19 protein-coding genes are annotated in these 20332 nt (G+C 34.1%); 16 read left to right on the top strand and 3 right to left on the bottom strand.

What is annotated here, in order from left to right:
- Positions 1-15 precede the first annotated feature (15 nt).
- The 3 genes from H0V01_12005 (at position 16) to mgtE (ending at position 2950) form a co-directional block, all read left to right on the top strand.
- Positions 16-654: a hypothetical protein gene (locus H0V01_12005; GenBank protein ID MBA2584096.1), complete on the top strand. Its 639-nt coding sequence runs from the start codon at positions 16-18 to the stop codon at positions 652-654.
- Positions 644-1084 (top strand): PRC-barrel domain-containing protein, encoded by a 441-nt coding sequence (locus H0V01_12000; GenBank protein MBA2584095.1) that lies wholly within the window; start codon positions 644-646, stop codon positions 1082-1084. The genes H0V01_12005 and H0V01_12000 overlap by 11 nt, the downstream gene beginning before the upstream one ends.
- 519 nt (positions 1085-1603) lie before the next feature.
- The gene (gene mgtE, locus H0V01_11995; protein ID MBA2584094.1) at positions 1604-2950 is read left to right on the top strand and encodes a magnesium transporter; all 1347 of its coding nucleotides are present in this window, start codon (positions 1604-1606) and stop codon (positions 2948-2950) included.
- Between the two features lie 204 nt (positions 2951-3154).
- Here the strand turns inward: mgtE and H0V01_11990 are convergent, their stop codons facing one another.
- Positions 3155-5527 carry a PAS domain S-box protein gene (locus H0V01_11990; protein ID MBA2584093.1) on the bottom strand — a complete coding sequence of 791 codons (2373 nt, stop codon included), beginning with the start codon at positions 5525-5527 and terminating at the stop codon, positions 3155-3157.
- A 554-nt stretch (positions 5528-6081) separates the two neighbouring features.
- Here H0V01_11990 and H0V01_11985 point away from each other — a divergent pair.
- The 3 genes from H0V01_11985 to H0V01_11975 all read left to right on the top strand — a co-directional run bounded on the left by H0V01_11985 (position 6082) and on the right by H0V01_11975 (position 9291).
- Positions 6082-7332, top strand: coding sequence for a hypothetical protein (locus tag H0V01_11985; GenBank protein MBA2584092.1), 1251 nt, complete (start codon positions 6082-6084; stop codon positions 7330-7332).
- 110 nt (positions 7333-7442) lie between these two features.
- The gene (locus tag H0V01_11980; GenBank protein MBA2584091.1) at positions 7443-8108 is read left to right on the top strand and encodes an MgtC/SapB family protein; all 666 of its coding nucleotides are present in this window, start codon (positions 7443-7445) and stop codon (positions 8106-8108) included.
- A 241-nt stretch (positions 8109-8349) separates the two neighbouring features.
- A complete protein-coding gene (locus H0V01_11975) occupies positions 8350-9291 on the top strand; it encodes a hypothetical protein (protein ID MBA2584090.1) in 942 nt (313 codons plus the stop codon).
- 241 nt (positions 9292-9532) lie between these two features.
- On the opposite strand, the gene H0V01_11970 is transcribed toward H0V01_11975, so the two are convergent.
- Positions 9533-10135 carry a hypothetical protein gene (locus tag H0V01_11970; protein ID MBA2584089.1) on the bottom strand — a complete coding sequence of 201 codons (603 nt, stop codon included), beginning with the start codon at positions 10133-10135 and terminating at the stop codon, positions 9533-9535.
- Between the two features lie 416 nt (positions 10136-10551).
- Between H0V01_11970 and H0V01_11965 the strand changes: the two genes are divergently transcribed.
- The 3 genes from H0V01_11965 (at position 10552) to H0V01_11955 (ending at position 11938) form a co-directional block, all read left to right on the top strand.
- A complete protein-coding gene (locus H0V01_11965) occupies positions 10552-11058 on the top strand; it encodes a YiiD C-terminal domain-containing protein (protein ID MBA2584088.1) in 507 nt (168 codons plus the stop codon).
- Between the two features lie 89 nt (positions 11059-11147).
- Positions 11148-11627 carry a hypothetical protein gene (locus H0V01_11960; GenBank protein ID MBA2584087.1) on the top strand — a complete coding sequence of 160 codons (480 nt, stop codon included), beginning with the start codon at positions 11148-11150 and terminating at the stop codon, positions 11625-11627.
- 11 nt (positions 11628-11638) lie between these two features.
- The gene (locus H0V01_11955) at positions 11639-11938 is read left to right on the top strand and encodes a hypothetical protein (protein MBA2584086.1); all 300 of its coding nucleotides are present in this window, start codon (positions 11639-11641) and stop codon (positions 11936-11938) included.
- 101 nt (positions 11939-12039) lie between these two features.
- Here the strand turns inward: H0V01_11955 and H0V01_11950 are convergent, their stop codons facing one another.
- Positions 12040-14010 carry an aconitate hydratase gene (locus H0V01_11950; protein MBA2584085.1) on the bottom strand — a complete coding sequence of 657 codons (1971 nt, stop codon included), beginning with the start codon at positions 14008-14010 and terminating at the stop codon, positions 12040-12042.
- A gap of 411 nt (positions 14011-14421) precedes the next feature.
- Here H0V01_11950 and H0V01_11945 point away from each other — a divergent pair, with 411 nt between their 5' ends.
- The 7 genes from H0V01_11945 (at position 14422) to H0V01_11915 (ending at position 20230) form a co-directional block, all read left to right on the top strand.
- Positions 14422-17025, top strand: a complete 2604-nt coding sequence (locus H0V01_11945; GenBank protein MBA2584084.1) for a tetratricopeptide repeat protein — start codon at positions 14422-14424, stop codon at positions 17023-17025.
- A 98-nt stretch (positions 17026-17123) separates the two neighbouring features.
- Positions 17124-17525: a polymer-forming cytoskeletal protein gene (locus H0V01_11940; protein ID MBA2584083.1), complete on the top strand. Its 402-nt coding sequence runs from the start codon at positions 17124-17126 to the stop codon at positions 17523-17525.
- Between the two features lie 34 nt (positions 17526-17559).
- Entirely contained in the window at positions 17560-17709 is a 150-nt protein-coding gene (locus H0V01_11935) for an AtpZ/AtpI family protein (protein MBA2584082.1), read from the top strand.
- 26 nt (positions 17710-17735) lie between these two features.
- Entirely contained in the window at positions 17736-18095 is a 360-nt protein-coding gene (locus H0V01_11930; GenBank protein ID MBA2584081.1) for a hypothetical protein, read from the top strand.
- Between the two features lie 219 nt (positions 18096-18314).
- Positions 18315-19364: a F0F1 ATP synthase subunit A gene (atpB, locus tag H0V01_11925; protein MBA2584080.1), complete on the top strand. Its 1050-nt coding sequence runs from the start codon at positions 18315-18317 to the stop codon at positions 19362-19364.
- 33 nt (positions 19365-19397) lie between these two features.
- Positions 19398-19652 (top strand): ATP synthase F0 subunit C, encoded by a 255-nt coding sequence (gene atpE / locus H0V01_11920; protein ID MBA2584079.1) that lies wholly within the window; start codon positions 19398-19400, stop codon positions 19650-19652.
- Between the two features lie 83 nt (positions 19653-19735).
- Positions 19736-20230 (top strand): F0F1 ATP synthase subunit B, encoded by a 495-nt coding sequence (locus H0V01_11915; protein MBA2584078.1) that lies wholly within the window; start codon positions 19736-19738, stop codon positions 20228-20230.
- The last annotated feature ends 102 nt before the right edge of the window (positions 20231-20332 follow it).

Genomic DNA, 20332 nt, shown 5'->3' with positions numbered 1-20332 from the left:
TTAACATTTTAGAAAATGGCAGAAATACATATTCAAAAAAAGAAAAAACCTGTTTGGCCATGGGTTATAGCATTAATATTAATAATAGTTGTAATTCTTTTACTTGTAGACAATGGAGAGCAAAGGGTAATTGATTCGGATTTAGCCAAAACAGAAGTTCCGGAAGAGGTAACTGATTATATTAAATATGTTAGACAAACCGATCCTGAAGAAAAAATGGACCAAAGCCATGAATATTCATCACAGAGTATCCTCAAATTAGCCTCTGCCCTTGATGCACTTGTAAATGAAACCAACAGTGAAACGGCCGAAATAAAGGAAAAAAAGGAACAATTAAAACAAACTGCACAAAACATTCAAAAAGATCCCCAATCGCTTGCCCATGCCGATTCTCTGAGGTCAGCTTTCGAACTTGCATCTGATATTATTGTGGCTGTTCAAGAAGAACATTTTCCTGAAGTATCCAATGAAGTGCAAAATCTTAAATCAACTGCCCGGGCTGTTGATCCAAATACCCCTGCATTGAAACAAGGAACTCAGATAATTGATTTTTTTGAAGAGGCTGCATTTGCACTTGATGCTATGACACAGAAAATGTCCGTTTCAGAAGCGAAAATTGGTAAAACTAAAAAAAGGAGGAAAAATGAGAATTGATAAAACCACAACTTATAAGGATGTAAAAAGGCTTTATAACTTAAAAAAACTGGAAGACTTTGAAATCGCTGACAATGAAACTGATATTATACAATGGAATGTTTTTAGTTCAGATAATGTAAAGATTGGAAAAGTTGAAGACCTTATTGTTGACAAAGACAATATGAAGGTTGAATATGCAGATATGATTGTAGACAAACATTTTGTGACTGGAACCGCGGAAAACCACTTGTTGATTCCAATGGAAATGATTCACCTTGACAAGGAAAACAAAAAAGTTTTTGTTACTAAAATAGTTTCTAAGGATCTTGCATTTTATCCGCTTTACAACGGCTCTAACATACCCGCTAATTACGAACAAACGCTCAGGGAAAAGCTTATTCAGGCAGCAGATAGCAAAGCAACAGATACTACAAATCCAAATTTATAAGCAAATATAGAATCCAGTAAAAGTAGCAGTATACCTGGATTTTTAATTGAATAATTTTTTACTGGTTTTCTCCAGCTTGTCATTTCTTTGAAATCAAAAAAAAATCACAGATATTAATTGAGATTAGGGTTGAATTGCAATTCCAATAAATTATCACTACTTTTGCACCCGTTTTATTATCAATAGTTGCCTGTTAGGTGAGGTTACTGAATGAACACAGGCTGCTGCCCGGAAATGTCGAAAGACGCCAATGGGTAGAGCAGGCTTTGCCGGATTAAGGCATAGCATAAAGCAGCTTTCCCCGTTTTCGGGGGATAAGTCATTCAGAGCTAAAACTCAACGTGGGGCCGCAGTTTCAATTCCTTTTCAAGGATTTGAATCATTAGTACAGGTATTTTATCCTGTAAGAATTGCATTCCCGCTTGTTTTTATCTCCCCTTTTAATGCTCCCTATTGTTTTTTAAGTATATCGAGTTTATAATGGAAAAGGACGATAAAAAATACGCAGAAATCCAGGAAATGCTTCAGGCTAAAAATACTGAGGCTTTGTTGGAGACTTTCCAGGAAATGCCAACCATTGAGGTGGCCGATATACTCTCGGAGCTCGAAGAGAAAGAAATCATAGATTACCTGCTTCTTTTTGATATAAGAGAACAGGGAAGAATTTTTTCAGATTTAGACTTTGATTTGCAACTTGCACTTTTCGAACTGATTGATAGAGGTCATTTTGCCGATATTTTCAAGCAAATGCCTTCTGGTGTGAGAGCCGATCTTTACCAGGAGTTTGATATCGAGCAGCAATTGCAGCTGCTTCCATTCCTTGATAAAAGAACCCGCGAAGATGTTATCCATCTGAGTTCCTATCCTCCCGAAACTGCAGGAGGTATCATGAGTACCGATTTTGCTACTGTTAGAAGCAACATGACAGTTGAGCAAGCCATTGAAAAAGTAAGAAGAGACGCCCCTTCAAAGAAAATGGTCTATTATATTTATGTAGTAGATGATCGGATGAAAATGAAAGGCTTTATTACCTTAAAAGATCTGATTTTAGAGGATCCTAAAACCCTTGTTGAAGATGCCCTGCATGAAAATTTCATCTATGCCGAGGTAATGGAAGACAGAGAGAGTGTTGCTGGAAAAATTGAAAAATATGATTTAGTTGCAATTCCAGTATTAAACCCTTTGGGCCAATTGGTTGGAATTGTAAGTCATGACGAGGCCATCGAGGTAATCAGGGCTGAGCATACAGAGGATTTTGAGAAATTTATGGGTATTGTGCCTGATCCTGACGGACTCCCATATTTGGAAACAACCGCTTTTCAGCATTTTAGAAAGAGAATTGTATGGGTTGCAAGTCTTGCTGTTGTGGGTGTTATATCTGGTCTTATTGTCCATAGTTATGAAAATGCCCTGCAACAACTCATTATCCTTGCACTGTATATGCCAATGATGGCTGATACAGGTGGAAATGCAGGAAGCCAGGCGGCAACAGTTGTTGTTAGAGCACTTGCCCTAGGTCAGATTAATATTACAAACTGGTTCAAAATTATTTTTAAAGAGGCTCGTATTTCACTTCTTCTGGCAATTTGCCTGGGAATTTTGGCTTATGCCAAAGTGCTTTTCCTATCCTGGGAAACAGAAGTCCCAGACAAATTCAACCTTTCAATGATTGCAATGTTCATTTCACTCGCACTTACACTTCAAGTAGTTACCTCTACCATAATTGGAGCAAGTCTCCCTTTGCTTGTAAAACGCTTTGGAGGTGACCCTGCCGTTGCTGCAAGTCCCGCCATTACAACGGTGGTGGATATTACAGGTTTACTAATCTATTTCGGATTAGCCAACTTGTTTTTTGATTTTACTTGATTTTGCTTTATACTTCAAAAACAGGCCGCAATAAGGGGTAAAAAGAAATGAATTGCATTTTAAATTTCTCTCAAAAGCAGTGCATTTCACAAAGACCAGATAAAGGCCTTTTTAATATCGAATTAATTCCTTTTTATTTTAATTTTTTCACATTTGCCCCACTACGTACGAATAACTTGCGAATTGGAAAGCTATAAAATTGCATCAGGCTTTTGGTTTGTTTTCATTTGGAATTTTTACGATTAAGGTTGTTCCTTTTTCTATTTTCGAATAGATACTGATTTTTCCACTCAATTTTCTCAGGCATTCTTTTACAATGTATAATCCCATACCTGATCCAGGACTTTTGGTACTTGCTTTATAAAACATATCAAAAATTTTATCAATATAAATTACTGGAATTCCAATGCCATTATCTTCAAATAGTATTGTTGCTTTTTCTTTGGTTACTTTAGCTGCTATGGAAATACAGGGATTGTATGATGCCCTGTATATTATAGCATTTGAAATAAGGTTTTGAAAAATTATTAAAAGACGATTTTTGTCTGAAAAAAAGGGAATACTCTCATTGATGCTTATCTTAATTTCAATTTCAATTCCCTGATGCAAATAATTCAGGTTATCAAAAGATTCTTTAACAATTGCTTTTAAATCCAATCGTTCAATTTTAATATCTTCCTTTGCATTCCAGGAATATGTTATTATATTTCTTGTTACACTATCTAATTTCCAAACGTTTTTTTCAATTAAATCAAGATACTGCTTGTTTTCTAATTCCTTGTTTTCAGTATTTAAAATATACAGTAGGCTCAAAATATTTGTGAGGGGAGATCTTAAATCATGGGAAGCACTGTATACAAACTGGTCAAGTTCTATGTTTATTCTTGAGAGTTCTGAAATATCTCTCTGAATAGTTCCATGTCCTATGGGAACATTTGTTTCAGGATCTTTCAATACAAATGAAGTTACACTTACCGGAATTTCATTTTTAGTTTTAAAATGAAGCAAGGAGGATTCTCCCTTCCAAAATCCTTTTTCTTTTATTGTTGGAAGTACTACCTTTAAAGCCCTGTTAAGCTCTTTGGGGGTCACAAAATCTACAATTGTTTTTGAATGTATATCTTCTTTCAATCCCAGTCCCACCATTTTTCTGCCGGCCTCATTTAAAAACAGCATTTTCCCTTGGATGGAAGAAATAGCAATAAAATCAATGCTGTTTTTAACCACAGACTCAAATTTAACCATTTCTTTTTCAGCATTTTTTCGTTCAAATGACTCAATGGCTAACCCAACCATATCAGCAACTGAAGATCCGAAGTTCTGCTCCTCTGTTGTCCATTCTCTTAATGGCCCAATATGCTCATGACAAACTATTCCAATTAGTTTGCCCATCGAACGAATAGGAATATCCATTAATGAAGATATTCCTATGGGGATTAAGTAATGAGATGTTAATTCATTGGTTGATGGATCTGTTAATGCATTTGTTGTTGCAATTACCCTGTTTTTTTCAAGAGTTTTAAAATAGAAGGGATAGTCTGATGCTGTTAGTACTATATCTTTTTCAAAAACATCTTTTTCTTTGCTATATAACAGGATGCAAATTATTTCGGTTTTCTCCTTGTTAAAGAGCCAAATGCTAACTCTATCTGTTTCAATTTCTTTTGCATCAATTTTAAGTATTTCTCTGAAAGTTTCATCCATGCTTTTATACTTGATCCTGCTTATTTCAAGCAAAGCAGATTGAAATCGAATGGATTTTTCGTTTCTTTCTTTTTCATTTAATTCAGCTTTTTTTCTATCTGTAATTTCATTAAAATAAATTGATAGTCCATTTTTATGAGGATAAATTCGAGCTAAAAACCACCTATTCAAGGAAATTTCATAGTGTTCATATTCGTTTGTTACATCCTCATTCATTGCTTTAATACAATTCGTATAAAAAGGAAAATCTCTGAAGTTAAGCCCTTCATAATAAACTTTCCAAATGCTTTTTCCTATGATTTCATCTTGTTCCACATCCAATAATCGTTCTGCCATTTTATTTACATAGGTAAATTTCCAATGTTTGTTTATTACAACAAAACCATCATCAATACTATCCAATGTGTTTTTTAATACGGCTTCGGAGTGTTCGGCCTTTAAGCGCTTAGTTTTTTCCAGATCAAGTGCCTGTTCTGTTTTCTTTTGTTCCGTTACAACACTAATTGTCCCTATATAACGCCTGTTTTTTTTGTGTTTATCAACAATCTCTTTTAAGAGCCCGCGTACCCATTCAATTGTTTCATTTGGTTTTTCGAACCGGAATTCTTGATTAAACTCCCCCCCATGATTTATGAAAGTTTCCCATGCATCAGTAATACTTTTTCTATCCTCTTTATAAATTTTGCTGGTCCACTTTGTACCCATTAGTTCTTCTCTCGAAAATCCAGATATTCTTATAAATTTTGGATTTGCAAAGATTAAACAGCCTTCTTCATCTGTTTCGAAAAACCCAATAGGAGAAATGCTAATGAAGTGCCTATATCTTTCTTCTGAGGATTTTAATGTACCTTTTACCTCTTGTTCCTTTTTCAATTTCCTAGACTTTACAAGTGTTTTATTTAAAAAATCGTTTTATTCTATTTTGAAATAGTCATATACAAACAGGAATGAAAATATTCCATATTATAATTAAAAATCAAAGCTTTAAACTTCATTGAGTTCCATTGATAAATAAAAAACGAATAAATTATAAACACAATACCACTTAGGGCAATTCGGATTTAGAGCCTTGATTGCCTGAAAAAATCCCCAGTCATTTGCGTTTTCCTTTTAAATATACAAAATTTGGAGGAATAATCGAAATGGGTATCTGACTAGTTTTAAAGGCTATCAAATCAATTTTTTACGACAGTGATTTTTTTCAGATTTTTATGTTTCATTATGCAAATTTTATCCACCGTTATAGAAAACAGATAAAAAGAAAAAGTCATTTCTCTTTTATATTCCTTAATTTTGTGTAAATTTTAATTTAGTTGATGCGGTTTTTACTCTTTGCACTACTTTTTTTGGGTTCATTTTTTGCACATTCTCAGCAAAAACAAAAACCCCTAACACGCATTTTGATCATTTTTGATGCTTCAAATAGCATGTATGAAAAATACGAGGAAAGTACCAGGATTGAAACTGCAAAAAAAATGTTTTCTCAATTTGCCGATAGCCTTAAATTATTATCCAATACCGAATTTGGTCTTAGAATTTACGGGCATCAAAAAAAGGTACCACCTCAGGATTGCAGCGATACCAAACTCGAAGTCCTTTTTTATAAAAACAATCTTGAAACAATAAAAGAGAAAATTAAAAACACATCACCCAAAGGCACAACCCCCATAGCCCGTTCATTGATTGAGGCAGCAGATGATTTCCCCAATTCCCCCAGTGTAAATATGATAATTTTAATAACAGATGGAATCGAGGAATGCAATGGTGATATTTGTGAAGCAGCCATAAAGCTAAAAGAAAAAGGAATTCGTTTCAGGCCTTTTGTTATTGGAATGGGATTATCTATTGAAGAGGCAAAAACCTTTAATTGTGTTGGGCCTTTTTACGATATAGCTAAACCAGGAGTTTTTACGGAAATTATTGATGTAATAATTACACAAACGGTTAATGTTACCACTGCCCAGGTTAACTTACTGGATATTTCAGGAAAGCCCAGTGAGACCAATGTAAACATGAGTTTTTACGATTACCATACAAAAAACCTTATGTACAATTATGTACACACAATTAATTCAGCCGGAAACCCTGATACGGTTAAAATAGATCCTGTCATTACCTATAAACTAATTGTTAACACCATTCCACAAGTCATAAAGGATAGCATAGTGCTTTTCCCTGGCAAACACAATGTTATTGGAGTTGATGCCCCTCAGGGAAAATTAAACCTGAAAACCCCCACTTATGGTTCGGCAATTGGAAAAACACATACTATTGTAAGAAAAAGCGGTGATAAAAAGACTTTGCATATTCAAGAAGTGAATACTACCGAAAAATACCTGGTTGGTGTTTATGACCTTGAAATACTTACACTTCCAAGAATTTATATTAATAATGTTAACATTACACAGAGCTTGACCCATACAATTGAAATTCCGAAACCCGGTACTGTAAAGCTTAATGCCAAAGAAATTGGTTACGGAAGTGTTTTTACCCAAGAGAATGAAAAAATGAACTGGTTGTATGATTTGAATGAAAACAACTTATCTGAAACATTGCAATTACAACCTGGTAATTATATAGTTGTTTTTCGCCCCAAAAGCAGGAAAGAATCCATTTACACAGTGGAAAAAATTTTTAAAATTGTTTCTGACGGTTCTGTTGTCGTAAATCTCTATTGATTTAAATCCTTTTATTTCCATCACATTTTCGTATATTTAATAGAAAAGGAAATTTTGTGGAATTACATGTTATTATAATTCGTGTATTGTTGGCTTTTTTATTGGGAGGCATGGTTGGTTTTGAGCGGCAATGGCAACAGCGAAATGCAGGTTTACGCACTAACGCGCTGGTTTCTCTAGGAGCTGCCTTATATGTTCTTATTTCGGTTAATATTTATGATGATGATGCCAGCCCTTCAAGAATAGCCTCTCAAATTGTTACAGGAATCGGTTTTCTAGGTGCAGGAGTAATTATTAAGGAGGGTATTAACATTAGGGGCTTAAATACAGCAGCAACCCTTTGGTGCTCTGCAGCAATTGGTTCTTTAACAGGCATGGGGTTTTGGCGAGAAGCAGGGGTTGGAGCAATTGTAGTAATTTTAGCCCATCTCTCCCTTCGCCCATTAGGTTATCTTATTGGAAAGAGATCTTTGTCTCCAGGTTTGTCCTATATAATTTATACAATTAAAATCACCTGCCCTAAAAAAAACGAAAGCAATATCAGGGCAATTCTTATGAGAAATATTGACAATACAGCTTTAAAATTGTATTCCTTGAATAGTTCTGATACCGACACGGATAATCTAATGGAAATCAAAGCCTCTATTCTTTCAATTGGCAGAAATGATAACCTTATAGAAGAAGTAACAAGCATGCTTGGGCTTCAGGAGAGTATTAAAAAAATTAGCTGGGAAATTGAACGGGAAGATAAAGATCAGGATAACTTAGACTTGTAATTGCTATAGATTTATTGTCTTGATTTTCCATAACAACAAGGCATTGGGTTAACATACCTTCACTTATTCTCCACATGAATATATTTTTTCTTTATCTACCGAAATAATTTTTAATTGAGTTGAAAAAAGATGTAAATTTGTTTCTAAACAAAAAAACCATGTAATAGCCTGCACAATCACAAATGAATAAACAGGGCTCCCGATAAATCGGGATTACACTTATAAAACAAATTATATGCTTATGAAACGATTAAAAACTACATTATTCGTAATTGTTATTTTATCTACTTTGGTTTTTACTGAATCTTGTCGGAAAAACAAGGAATTCAAAAAGGAAGATGGAGCAATATCAGAAGACAATAAAAACATTCAGTCAAACATTGACAATGTTGTAAACGAAGCCAATCAGGTGCTTTCTGGTTCTTATAGCGGGAAAACCCAAATTCCTGGAGCATATGGAGATTCTATTTGTGGTGCAACCGTGGATACTTCATTAAGATCCCAGGGAATTATTACTATTGTTTTTGATGGCTCTACTAATTGTTACAATAGAAAAAGAAGTGGAAGTGTAAAGCTTACTTTACAAGGATATGCCACAGGGAAAAGATGGAGTGACGTAAATGCTGTGTTAACTATTGATTATATCGATTATAAAGTTACAAGGGTTAATGATAATATAAGCCTTACTTTTAACGGAACCAACAATTTAACAAATACAAGTGGTGGTAATGTTATAACACTTCTTTTTGGTATGCAGAATCAGTTGATACATGATGTTAATGGAAGTAACCTGATTGTGAAATTTGATGATCAAACAACCAGCACTTTTAACATATCACGAAGATATACCCATACCTGGACTAACCCCGTTTATCAGATTAAAGGAGAAGGAACCGGAACCCAAAATAATATTTCTAATTTAGAAAACTGGGGTGTAACCAAGGATGGTGATAATTTTACAAGCCAGGTTACAGAACCGGTAATATGGAATACCACATGCGGGGCTCACAAGCCGGTAGCCGGAAAAATGGAAATTATTGTTGATGCAAAGGAATTTAGTTTCATTACAACAATAGGTGTGGATGCCAGTGGAAATGTTGTAAACAGCGGATGTCCCTGGGGATTGAAAGTTGAATGGACCTATAAAAACAATACAGGATCACACTTGTATCAATACCATTAATTAAAGCATGAATAGCTAAATAAGAATACTTTAGAAATTAAAAAAAGTGGCCTCCCTAAAAGGAGGCCACTGAAAAAGCTAACCCCGAAGGGATGATACAATTATAGATTAATATTTTTAATTCCAGTTCAACCCCGAGGGTGAAATTATTGATTGTTTATTTTTATAACACCCCTTCGGGGTTTTGGTTATAATTTTTTGTTGGCCAATTAATAAACAAGGTATTTAAGGAATAGAAAAGTTAAACTTTAATACCAATAAACACTCTTAGGTTATTCGTCCGGGCAAGATTTCTGAATTCTTTGTCTACGCCTTCTCCAAGTTGGTTCATATCAAGAACTTTTCCCATTCTATATCCAGCACCTATTGAAAGTGAAGATAATCGGTATGCAAAACCAAAATCATGTGTAAGCCCAATAAAACCATCACCTATTGAACCCCAATCGCGGTCAAACATCAACACATAACTTGGTCCTGCCTGGTAATATAAGTCAAAGGCCATAGATTCGCTTATTTCAAAAGAAAGATAAGGTCCAAGTCTTGGAAGGCTTCCATTAATAATCCTTTGGGTTCCCCAAATTGAAGTGTCAGTTTTCATCGCAGTATAGCCACCAGAAAGAAAAGTTGCTTTCAAGCCAATTGACATAGGTCCTAAATCCGTAACTTTAAACATGTTTCCAAGATCCATATCAAACCCCATCTTAAAACGTCTTTGTGAATCATTACTAAAATCAGGGGGATACATATAATTTTTTGAAGGTTTAAAAACTCCTAAGTAAAAGAAAAAACCGCCATCAGTTATGTCCTTGCTAGAACCTGCGGGCTTTACAAGGAGTGAATTCATATTTAATGAATTTGTCGCTTTTTTTTCTTTATTTCTACTTAAATTATTTTCTGCGGCATTAAGAGTTAAATGCGCAAAAAAGAAAAATACAAGGAATATTAGTTGGAAAATTCGTGTCATAATTATTAAGTATTAAGGTTGCTTTATAAGCGAAGCTAGCAAAAAAACAAATAGAGGAAAATAAAAACCACTGTTTTTTTGTTCACCAGAAAACAAAAACAAACTTAAGTAACTAGCTAAAAGACACATAAAAACAAATAAGAAAAACCAGAATGTGCATTTTACACTAAATTGCATGGAATTATTTCCTTTCAAAGCTCTTTATTCATGCAGGGTTTGATTTTTTGGGGTTAAATGAATTAATGCTGATCATGCATTGAAATTTTAATTATTTATCTTTAAAAAAATCTTTATACATGAAGCGATTAAACTGGCTTATTGCAAAAGCACAAAAATCATCTTTTTATTTATGGCTGCTAAATAAAGCAGCAGCCCGATTCGTGCCTTTTAACAAACCCCATTCCTTTAAAATCAAAAAAATAACTAATCAGGCCGTGGAAATCGAGCTTCCTTATAAAAAATCAAACCTCAACCACATTAAAGGAATTCATGCCTGCGCTTTGGCAACACTCTGTGAATATGCTACAGGGATGGTTTTATTGTCATCAAATGAGGTTCAAGGATATAGGATTATTTTAAAAAACATTCACATGACCTATCATTACCAGGCAAAAACAAATGTGTATGCAAAATTTGAATTGAGCAACTCATGGGTTGAAGAAAATGTGATTGCCCCCTTGTTTAATAAAGATGCAGTTTTTGTGGAACTCAATGTTGAAGTGTATGATATTCTGAAAAATCATATTTGCACAGGATTAATCAATTGGCAAATTAAGCCCTGGAATAAGGTGAAAACGGTGTAAAAAAGCCAGAAGAAAATCGGGAATTGATGAATAAATGATTTCCGATTAATTTATAAAAAGCAAAATGAAAAAAGACATGGTTTTGTCCTATGCTAAAATTTGATTCAAAAGGATTATTAACCCCCAACACTAAGATTGTGGCTTCTGTTGCTGAATTAAAAATACACTTTGTGGATGCAATTCCTTCTGCTACAAGACCTAAAATTTTTGACAGCTATATAAAATATTCAGATGCTTTAAAAAATTTGTTGCAAGGACAGCCGTTACAACAATGGATTAACGGTTCTTTTGTAACGCAGATACCAAATCCAAAGGATATTGATATGATAACTTTCATAGATTATCAGGTAGTTGCAAAATTAGGCACACAACTTGATAATTTTTGTGTAAAAGGGTCTTTTAAAGTTTATGGCGTAGATGCATATATTCTAGAGGTTTATTCAGAAAGTCATGAGAAACACTTCTTTTACAAAAGTGATGTTTCCTACTGGATGGATAGATTCGACAAAACAAGACGAGATTTGTCGGGTAAAAAGAACCCCAAGGGATTCTTGGAAATTATTTATTAACTTTGTATATTATGGATCAAGTAAAAAAGTATAGATTAATGGATTTAATTGATGACATCAAAAAGGTTGATGACATGATTAAATTGCATTCTGCCAACACTTCCACTTTAATGCTTGAACAGTATAAAATAAAGAAGGAGAAGCTTATTTGCTATTTAATTGATGAACTTGTAGAACCGGATTTGAGATCCCCAAAAAGTTTCGCAATTATTAGAATATTAATTGATCGATTTTATCCTAATTTAAAAAAAGAAGCTCAAGCGGATATTAATCATGAAGAACTTAATGAATTGGAAGCTATTTTAGTATAAGTCTGTTCGAAACTAATGAGTAGATAAAGTCAAGTTGATAATAAAAGAAAGAAATCCTGAATTAATTAAATAATTCAGGATTCCTTTTTTAATAGTTCAGTTTAAAATACTTCCTTTTCCAATTTCTTTTTATAAAGATTAATAGCACCCCCGGCCATCATAATTTTCATTTGTCTTTCACTCATATTATGTTTGATCCTGAATTCATAATTTTGGGTTGTGTTTTTTACAGGAATTGAAGTTTTTTGTTCAATTGCCGCATAAAGGTCTTTTATATAAATAACATCGTTCTGGTTTATCTTTTCATAGTCCTCGCTTTGTTCAAATTCAAAGGGAACAATGCCAAAATTTATCAGATTTTGCCAGCCTATGCGTGCATAACTTTTTGCAATTACACCAAATTGCCCTAAATATCTAGGGGCAAGGGCCGCATGTTCCCGGCTGGAGCCTTGTGCATAATTATCACCTGCAACAACAAAATGACCTCCAAAATGACTTTGTGCCACTTCTGATTTTTTAAGAAACTCCGCATCAAAAGCATGAAATGCCCACTTACTTATTTCCGGAATATTGCTCCTGAATGGCAGGACAATGGCACCTGCTTTCAAAATTTCATCTGTTGATACATTGTCATTTAGTTTTAATAAAACAGGAGCTTTTATGGTTCGTGGCAGTGGTGCAAGCGTAGGTATGGATTTAATATTTGGCCCTTTAATAAGATCGATTTCCATTTCATTCTCTGTTGGTGACAAAAGTAGAGCTGTATCAATAATTTCTCTTTCAGGCTCCTCATAAACAGGATAAGTAAGATTGTATTCCCTGGCAAAATCTCTGGGATCAGTAATTTCTCCTTTTATAGCGGATGCTGCGGCAGTTTCAGGACTGCATAAATATACCTGATCATCAAAAGTTCCAGATCGGCCTGGAAAATTTCGTGGCATTGTTCTCAGTGATATTTTATTTGTTGCAGGGGCCTGGCCCATTCCAATGCACCCAAGACAGCCCGACTGGTGAAACCTTGCACCGGCATGAACAAGATCAAATAAAGCATTGGAATGGCTAAGGTTTTCAACAATTTGCCTTGATGTTGGATTAATATCAAAGGAAACTTTTGAATCCACGTTTTTTCCTTTTACCATCTGGCTGGCGATCCAAAAATCTCGTATCCCAGGATTTGCTGAGGAGCCGATAATGGATTGATGAATTTCTTTACCAGCAATCTCTGACACCTTCACTACATTTCCAGGACTACTCGGACAAGCGATCATCGGCTCCAATTCTGAAAGATCAATTTGCATATACTCATCATACTCCGCTCCTTCATCAGCTTTCAGCTCAGTCCAATCAAAATCCCTGTATTGAGCGTATAAAAACCGTTTAATTTCATCATCTGATGGAAAAACCGATGTGGTAGCACCTAATTCAGCACCCATATTGCATATTACATGACGATCCATTGCATTTAGGCAATCCAGCCCATCTCCAAAATATTCAAAAATGTACCCAACTCCACCTTTAACATTCCTAATTCTTAAAATTTCAAGAATAATATCCTTAGCACTAACCCATTCGGGTAATTTTCCTTTAAGTTCAATTCCCATTATTTTAGGCATTCTTACATAATATGGTTCGCCGGCAATGGCAGCAGCCACATCAATTCCACCAGTTCCCATTGCCAGCATTCCCAGTGCTCCTCCTGCACATGTATGAGAATCTGCACCTAAAAGCGTTTTTCCCGGTTTGCCAAATCTTTCCATATGAACAGGGTGACTTACTCCATTCCCTGGCCTGCTAAACCATATTCCGAATTTCTCAGCTGCTGATTTAAGAAAAATATGATCGTCAGCATTCTTAAAATCAGTTTGTAAAATATTGTGATCAACATATTGAACCGCTATTTCCGTTTTTGCTGCCCTTAGCCCCATAGCCTCCAATTCCAGCATTACTAGTGTTCCGGTTGCATCTTGTAACAATGCCTGATCTATTTTTAATGCAATTTCTTGTCCTTGGATCATTTCTCCGCCTATCAAATGCGATTGTATTAGTTTTTGAGTTACGTTTAATTTTTCCATTTTTTGTTTAAAATTTGAGTGGTAAAAAGGGCGAAACTCCATTACAAAATGCATGGTTTTAGTATAAATACATTTTATAGTTGAAATTTCACTTCTTTTAAAATTAATCAAAAAAAGCCTTCATTGCAACAAGTTATAAAACCCCTGAATTGCTGTAATAATTTTGATGGATGCTTCTTTCCCTTTGATAAAAGTAGAATTGCGAAAACAGAAATTGTCAATCTATTTAAAGATGTGGGCTAAACAAAAAAAGCACACTAAAACCTCAATTCATAATATAAAATTTTTAACCTTGAGATTTTTTCTTGCTTTTTGAATTAAAGATTTGATTTTTATCCTTATTATTCCATAATTAAAATAATTTTGCGAAATTACAGTTAATTATACCCTAAAGCTGAAATAAAAGTGAGTGTGCGAAATACAATTAATTACCTGCCGCTATTTGTGTTTATTTGTGGAATTGGCTTGCTTTTTTCTGGGTGCTCTACCAAAAAAAACACTTTTGTAAACCGAAGTTTCCATAACTTAACAGCAAGATACAACGGTTATTTTTATGCTAAAGAAAGCATTAAAGAAGGCGTTGTTAAATTAGAAAAGGGTCATTTCGATGATTATGCAAGGGTATTGCCTGTGTACCAATTAGGTGATGAAAAAGCTGCAAAGTCCGTTTATCCTGAAATGGATAGGGCTTTTAAAAAATCTTCTAACGTTATTCAGCGCCACTCCATATTTATAAAAGACATTGAATATGTTAAATGGATTGACGATAATTATATGACAATTGGGATTTCCCATTATTATAAAAAGGATTATTTTGCCGCCATTGAAGTTTTTGATTACGTGCTTAAGCAATACAAGAAAAATGAAATCAAATATGATGCAATGGTATGGCTTATCAGATCATACAATGAGGGTGCAATTGTAAGCAAAGCCCAAACCCTAATTGACATGGTTGACAACGATAGTAAATTCCCTAAACGAATTCGGGCAGAACTGGATATGGCCATCGCTGATTTTTATTTAAAAAGAGAGGATTATCCATTGACAGCCAAATATGTTGAAAAGGCCCTTATAAATGTCAAAAAGAAAAAAACTAAAATTAGGCTCACCTATATTCTTGCACAACTATACCAGAAAACCGAAGACAATAGAAAAGCATCAACTTATTTTGCCGAAGTTGTGAAGCTGAATCCTCCCTATGAAATGGCATTCCAGGCCAAGATAAGCCAGGCAAAGGCTTTTGATGGAAGTGAAAAACGAAAAAACGAAATTAAAGGACAACTGGTTAAGATGTTAAAAGATTCAAAGAATAAGGAATATTTTGACCAGATTTATTATGCATTGGCTGAAATGTCAATGTCAGATAAAGATGAAAAAGAAGCCATAAAATATTTGAACTTATCTGTATCCAGTTCAATAGAAAATGTTAAACAAAAAGCACTTTCATATTTAAAATTAGGGGAAATTTATTTTGCTAAACCAGAATATAAAGCTGCTCAGACTTATTATGATAGTTGTGCAGGAATCCTTCCTTCAAATCATCCTGATTATGAGGCAATAATGAGCAAACGCGAAAGCCTTACAGGTTTGATTGTTAATCTGACAACCATAAGCACAGAGGATAGTCTTCAAAAAATTGCAAGAATGAGCGAGGCCGAAAGGAATGAATATCTGGATATAGTAATTGAAAATATTATTAAAGAAGAGATTAGAAAGAAAAGAGAAGATCAGGAAAGATTGGAGCAACTTTCTAATCAGCCTTTAAGTCAGCAAGGACAGCAGGTATCGGGAGTTAGCACTGGAAGTGTTTGGTATTTTTACAATAACACAGCTACAAGCTTTGGATTTGCTGAATTCAGAAAGAAATGGGGCGACAGAACACTAGAGGACAATTGGAGAAGAAGTATAAAAGAATCAGGAATATTTGATATTGATGGTAATGAGGAAAAAGAATTGTCCGATACTATCGATCCTTTGGAGGCTTTGAGGGACAAAGAGAAATATTTGAAAGACCTGCCGCTTACGGAAGAAAAGATGATTCTTTCCACACAAAAAATAGTGGATGCCTATTACAATGCCGGAATTATTTATAAAGAGCAATTCGCAGATAACAAAAATACTGTAAAAATTCTTGAAGAATTTATTGGTCGTTTTCCCGAAAGCTTTTACAAGTTACAATGTTTCTACCAGTTATACCGATGCAACCTGGCCCTGGAAAACCACAAACGAGCTGATTATTACAAGGACATACTTCTAAATCAGTATGCTGACAGCGAGTACAGCAGAATTATAAGGAACCCTGATCAATATAAAACAACTACTGCAAGCAAAAATGAAATCGAAGCTTTCTATATTGAAACCTATCAAAAATACAATGAAGCTGAATATGTACTAGTGCTTGCCAATTGTTATAGGGCAGATACTTTATATGCAAAAAGTGAACATTCAGCAAAATTCAATTTTCTTAAAGCTCTTGTTATTGGCAAGACCCAGGGAATTGTTCCTTTCGAGCGTGAACTAAGGGAAATTGTAGTCAATTATCCAAATGATCCGGTAAATTTAAAAGCCAAGGAGATGCTCGAATATATTGAAAACACTAAACCTGAGCCTGCAATGGAAATTGCCTCTAAATACAAATTTGAAAAAGAGGCATCGCACAATTATATGCTTTTTATACCCACTCAAACAAACATCAATGACTTGAAAATTGCAGTTTCTGATTTTAACAGCACCTATTTTAGCACATCTCAACTCTCCATTACAAATTTGTTTTTTAATGACTCTATTCAAATATTGGTTGTAAAGGGAGATGGACTCGCTGACAAAACAAAAGCCATGACTTATTATACTGCAATAAAAGAGGATGAGATGGTGATTCAAAAAGCGGGTGGAAAAATGGTGGAATTTGCCATTTCAACAGCCAATTATCCCATATTTTTCAAGGACAAAAATGTGGATGAATACAAAGCGTTTTTCGACTTAAAATACCTTGAGAAAAAACAAAAAAACAATTAAAATAGTTTTCATTATCTGATTATTCTACATTTGTTAATAATTTTATCTTTACAAAACTTATTATTAATACGCGCGTAAAAATGTTTAAAAGAAACGATATGGCAAGAAATGAGGTAAGTACCACATCTATTAACCAGATAGGCTCGGGAACAGTAATTAAGGGGGATATTATTTCAAATGAAGCTATTAGGATTGATGGAACTCTTGAAGGTTCTTTAATTTCAAAAGGAAAATTGGTTATTGGAGCTACGGGAATTATTGAGGGTGAAGTATCCTGCCAAAATGCAGACATTTGGGGAAATGTACAAGGACAAATTACTGTTTCTGAACTTTTGTCCCTTAAAGCATCCTCAAAAATTAATGGAGATATTATTACAAATAAACTTTCCATTGAACCCGGAGCAACTTTTACTGGCTCCTGTAGTATGGGCGGAGTTATTAAGGATATAAAACATGGAGAGAAAAAGGAAGAGCTCAAAATCTCCGGAAAAAGCGCCTAATGATTTTATTAAATACTCAGGTATTGCTTTTCAAATGATTGCCATAATTCTTGCCGGTGTTTATGCAGGAATTTGGCTTGATGACAAAATTCAACTCAATTACCCTTTATTTAAACTTGTACTGACTCTTCTTTCTGTTGGCCTTGCCATGTATGTAATTATAAAACAAGTAAACAATAAATAATAATGAATAGGGAGTTTATTGAATTTTTGAAAAAGCTTGTCATACTTACATTTGTTTTAATATTTCTGAGTTTTGTTGGTTTTCATTTTTTGCTCATTAAAGCTCCTTTGGTTCATTATTATAGCATAGGTTTTTTCTTTGTTATAACTGTATTAACACATTATTTTTTAACCAAGGCTGCCATAAAATCACCTGGAAGGTTCCCTGCTTATTATATGGGAGGTGTTACATTGAAGTTGTTTATTTCAATGATTTTTATTGTGATCTATGCAGTATTAAACAAAGGAGAAGCCAAAGTTTTCCTTTTGTCCTTTTTTATCCTATATTTGATTTATACCTCCTTTGAAACAATTTTGATACTTAAACATTTAAATCGTCCTAAATAGAAAGACATTTATCATGTTTTATCAAATTTGTTTGCCTCCAATCGTTTTTCTTTAGAATAAAGCAAAGAATTTATTTTATTATATATTATAAATATTTACCTTTGCGAACTTATTTGAAAAAAGACATAGAAAAACTTTGAAATGGTCAACAAATTCAATGCTTTCAATATACGTTTAGTAGCAGCATTACTAATATTAGGGTTTGGGTTCATTCCAACAATGTTAATTGCTTCAGAAGAAGCAGTTCAACACCAAGAGGCACAACCTACTCTTGCTGGAGAACATGATATTGAGAAAGGCTTTAGTGCCGGGGAAATGATTTTGAATCACATTAAGGATGCGCATGATTGGCATATTATGGATATTGGTGATCATTCCATTTCTATTCCTCTTCCTGTAATAATTTATTCTCCCCAAAATGGTTTGGATGTTTTTATGTCAAGCAAATTTGAGCATGGGCATGCAGCATATAAGGGTTATCGCTTAAAACCAGGAAAAATAATTTTAGATGAACAGGCCTACACTACCGAAGAGGCTGCAAACATTTCTTTTTATGATTTTTCAATAACTAAAAACGTTTCGGCAATGTTTTTAAGCATAATTATATTGTGCCTTGTTTTTATTTCCGTTGCAAAAGCATATAAAAAAGGTCCGAAAAAGGCACCCAAAGGACTGCAGTCATTTGTTGAGCCATTAATAATGTTTATTCGTGATGAGGTTGCAAAGCCATCAATAGGTGCAGGATATCAAAAATTTATGCCTTTTTTATTGTCCATCTTCTTTTTTATTTTGGTAAACAATTTAATGGGACTTATTCCAATTTTCCCATTTGGAGCCAACGTAACAGGAAATATAGCTGTTACCCTTGTTTTGGCTGCATTTACATTTATTGTAACACTTTTTAGTGCCAATAAACATTATTGGATACATATTGTTAAAACACCTGGAGTTCCACTTTGGCTTTTACCAATTATGATACCTATTGAAATTCTTGGTGTATTGTCAAAACCAGTTGTGTTGATGCTTCGATTGTTTGCAAACATAACTGCCGGTCATATTATTATTCTTGCTTTTTTTAGCTTGATTTTCATTTTTGGAAGTATAAGCCCTGCTTCAGGTTATGGAGTTTCAGTAATGTCAGTAATTTTTATCGTTTTTATGAATTTCCTGGAGTTGCTGGTAGCATTTCTTCAGGCTTACGTGTTTACCCTGCTTTCTGCGCTGTATTTTGGTATGGCTGTTTTTGAGGAGCATCACCACACGCATTAACAATTGTTTTTTTTAACCCTTAATAATTAAATTATGTTATCTACACTTTTAACAGTTTTACTTGACGTTCAACCTTTTGGAGTAATGGGCGCGGCAATAGGTGCAGGAATTGCAGCTTTGGCTGCAGGTATTGGTATTGGTAAAATTGGTGCTTCTGCACTTGAATCAATGGCAAGACAACCAGAAGCAACTGGTGACATTAGAGCAAATATGATTGTGGCTGCTGCCCTTGTAGAAGGTGCTGCATTCTTTGCAATTGTATTGTGCCTTCTTGTAGTATTAGGTTAATTAAAAAGCCGGGAATATAACGGTTGGTTATATTCCCGGCTTTAAAAAACGTGTAATTATTTAAATTAAAATTTTCACTTTTTATGGAATTAGTAACACCCGGTATAGGTCTTATTTTCTGGTCAACGCTTGCTTTTTTGATTGTTCTTTTCCTATTGGGTAAATTTGCCTGGAAACCAATTCTTGGTACAATTAAAGAAAGAGAAGATGCAATTGAAAACGCATTAATGGCAGCCGAAATGGCTCAGGAAGAAATTGAAAAGCTTAAAACCTTCAATGAAAACATATTAAGAGAAGCAAAAGCTGAAAGAGATAATATTTTAAAAGCAGGACGCGAGGCAAAAGACATAATTATTGCTGAAGCCAAAGACAAAGCACAAATTGAAGCAAATAAAATTATTGCACAGGCAAAAGAAACAATTGAAAATCAAAAAATGTCTGCCATTGTTGACCTTAAAAACCAGGTGGCAAAATTATCCATTGAGATAGCAGAAAAAATTCTTAGAGAACAGTTATCAGACAATGAAAAACAAAAAGCACTGGTAAATGGAATGATTGATGAGATAAGTTTAAATTAGTAAGAAAAGTTTTCAGATTAATTTTACAGATACAAAAACACGCTGATTTTTTTTATCCTAATTTATATATCATTGTCAGAGTAAATGAATAAAGCAAATAAC

The sequence above is a fragment of the Bacteroidota bacterium genome (genome assembly GCA_013696965.1).
In the GTDB taxonomy this organism is placed as follows: Bacteria; Bacteroidota; Bacteroidia; order JACCXN01; family JACCXN01; genus JACCXN01.
The sequence above is the reverse complement of the archived record's forward strand: the minus strand, read 5'-3'. Positions and strand labels throughout refer to the sequence as shown.

What these genes read in the sequence shown, in the direction of transcription:
- mgtE (MBA2584094.1), top strand. Translation starts at nt 1,604, where the DNA reads ATGCTTCAGGCTAAAAATACTGAGGCTTTGTTGGAGACTTTCCAGGAA.
- atpE (MBA2584079.1), top strand. Translation starts at nt 19,398, where the DNA reads ATGTTATCTACACTTTTAACAGTTTTACTTGACGTTCAACCTTTTGGA.
- H0V01_11985 (MBA2584092.1), top strand. Translation starts at nt 6,082, where the DNA reads ATGTATGAAAAATACGAGGAAAGTACCAGGATTGAAACTGCAAAAAAA.
- H0V01_11940 (MBA2584083.1), top strand. Translation starts at nt 17,124, where the DNA reads ATGGCAAGAAATGAGGTAAGTACCACATCTATTAACCAGATAGGCTCG.
- H0V01_11915 (MBA2584078.1), top strand. Translation starts at nt 19,736, where the DNA reads ATGGAATTAGTAACACCCGGTATAGGTCTTATTTTCTGGTCAACGCTT.
- H0V01_11980 (MBA2584091.1), top strand. Translation starts at nt 7,443, where the DNA reads ATGGTTGGTTTTGAGCGGCAATGGCAACAGCGAAATGCAGGTTTACGC.
- H0V01_11955 (MBA2584086.1), top strand. Translation starts at nt 11,639, where the DNA reads ATGGATCAAGTAAAAAAGTATAGATTAATGGATTTAATTGATGACATC.
- H0V01_11965 (MBA2584088.1), top strand. Translation starts at nt 10,552, where the DNA reads ATGAAGCGATTAAACTGGCTTATTGCAAAAGCACAAAAATCATCTTTT.
- H0V01_12005 (MBA2584096.1), top strand. Translation starts at nt 16, where the DNA reads ATGGCAGAAATACATATTCAAAAAAAGAAAAAACCTGTTTGGCCATGG.
- H0V01_11950 (MBA2584085.1), bottom strand. Translation starts at nt 14,010, where the DNA reads ATGGAAAAATTAAACGTAACTCAAAAACTAATACAATCGCATTTGATA.
- H0V01_11970 (MBA2584089.1), bottom strand. Translation starts at nt 10,135, where the DNA reads ATGAATTCACTCCTTGTAAAGCCCGCAGGTTCTAGCAAGGACATAACT.
- H0V01_12000 (MBA2584095.1), top strand. Translation starts at nt 644, where the DNA reads ATGAGAATTGATAAAACCACAACTTATAAGGATGTAAAAAGGCTTTAT.
- H0V01_11935 (MBA2584082.1), top strand. Translation starts at nt 17,560, where the DNA reads ATGATTGCCATAATTCTTGCCGGTGTTTATGCAGGAATTTGGCTTGAT.
- atpB (MBA2584080.1), top strand. Translation starts at nt 18,315, where the DNA reads ATGTTAATTGCTTCAGAAGAAGCAGTTCAACACCAAGAGGCACAACCT.
- H0V01_11960 (MBA2584087.1), top strand. Translation starts at nt 11,148, where the DNA reads ATGCTAAAATTTGATTCAAAAGGATTATTAACCCCCAACACTAAGATT.
- H0V01_11975 (MBA2584090.1), top strand. Translation starts at nt 8,350, where the DNA reads ATGAAACGATTAAAAACTACATTATTCGTAATTGTTATTTTATCTACT.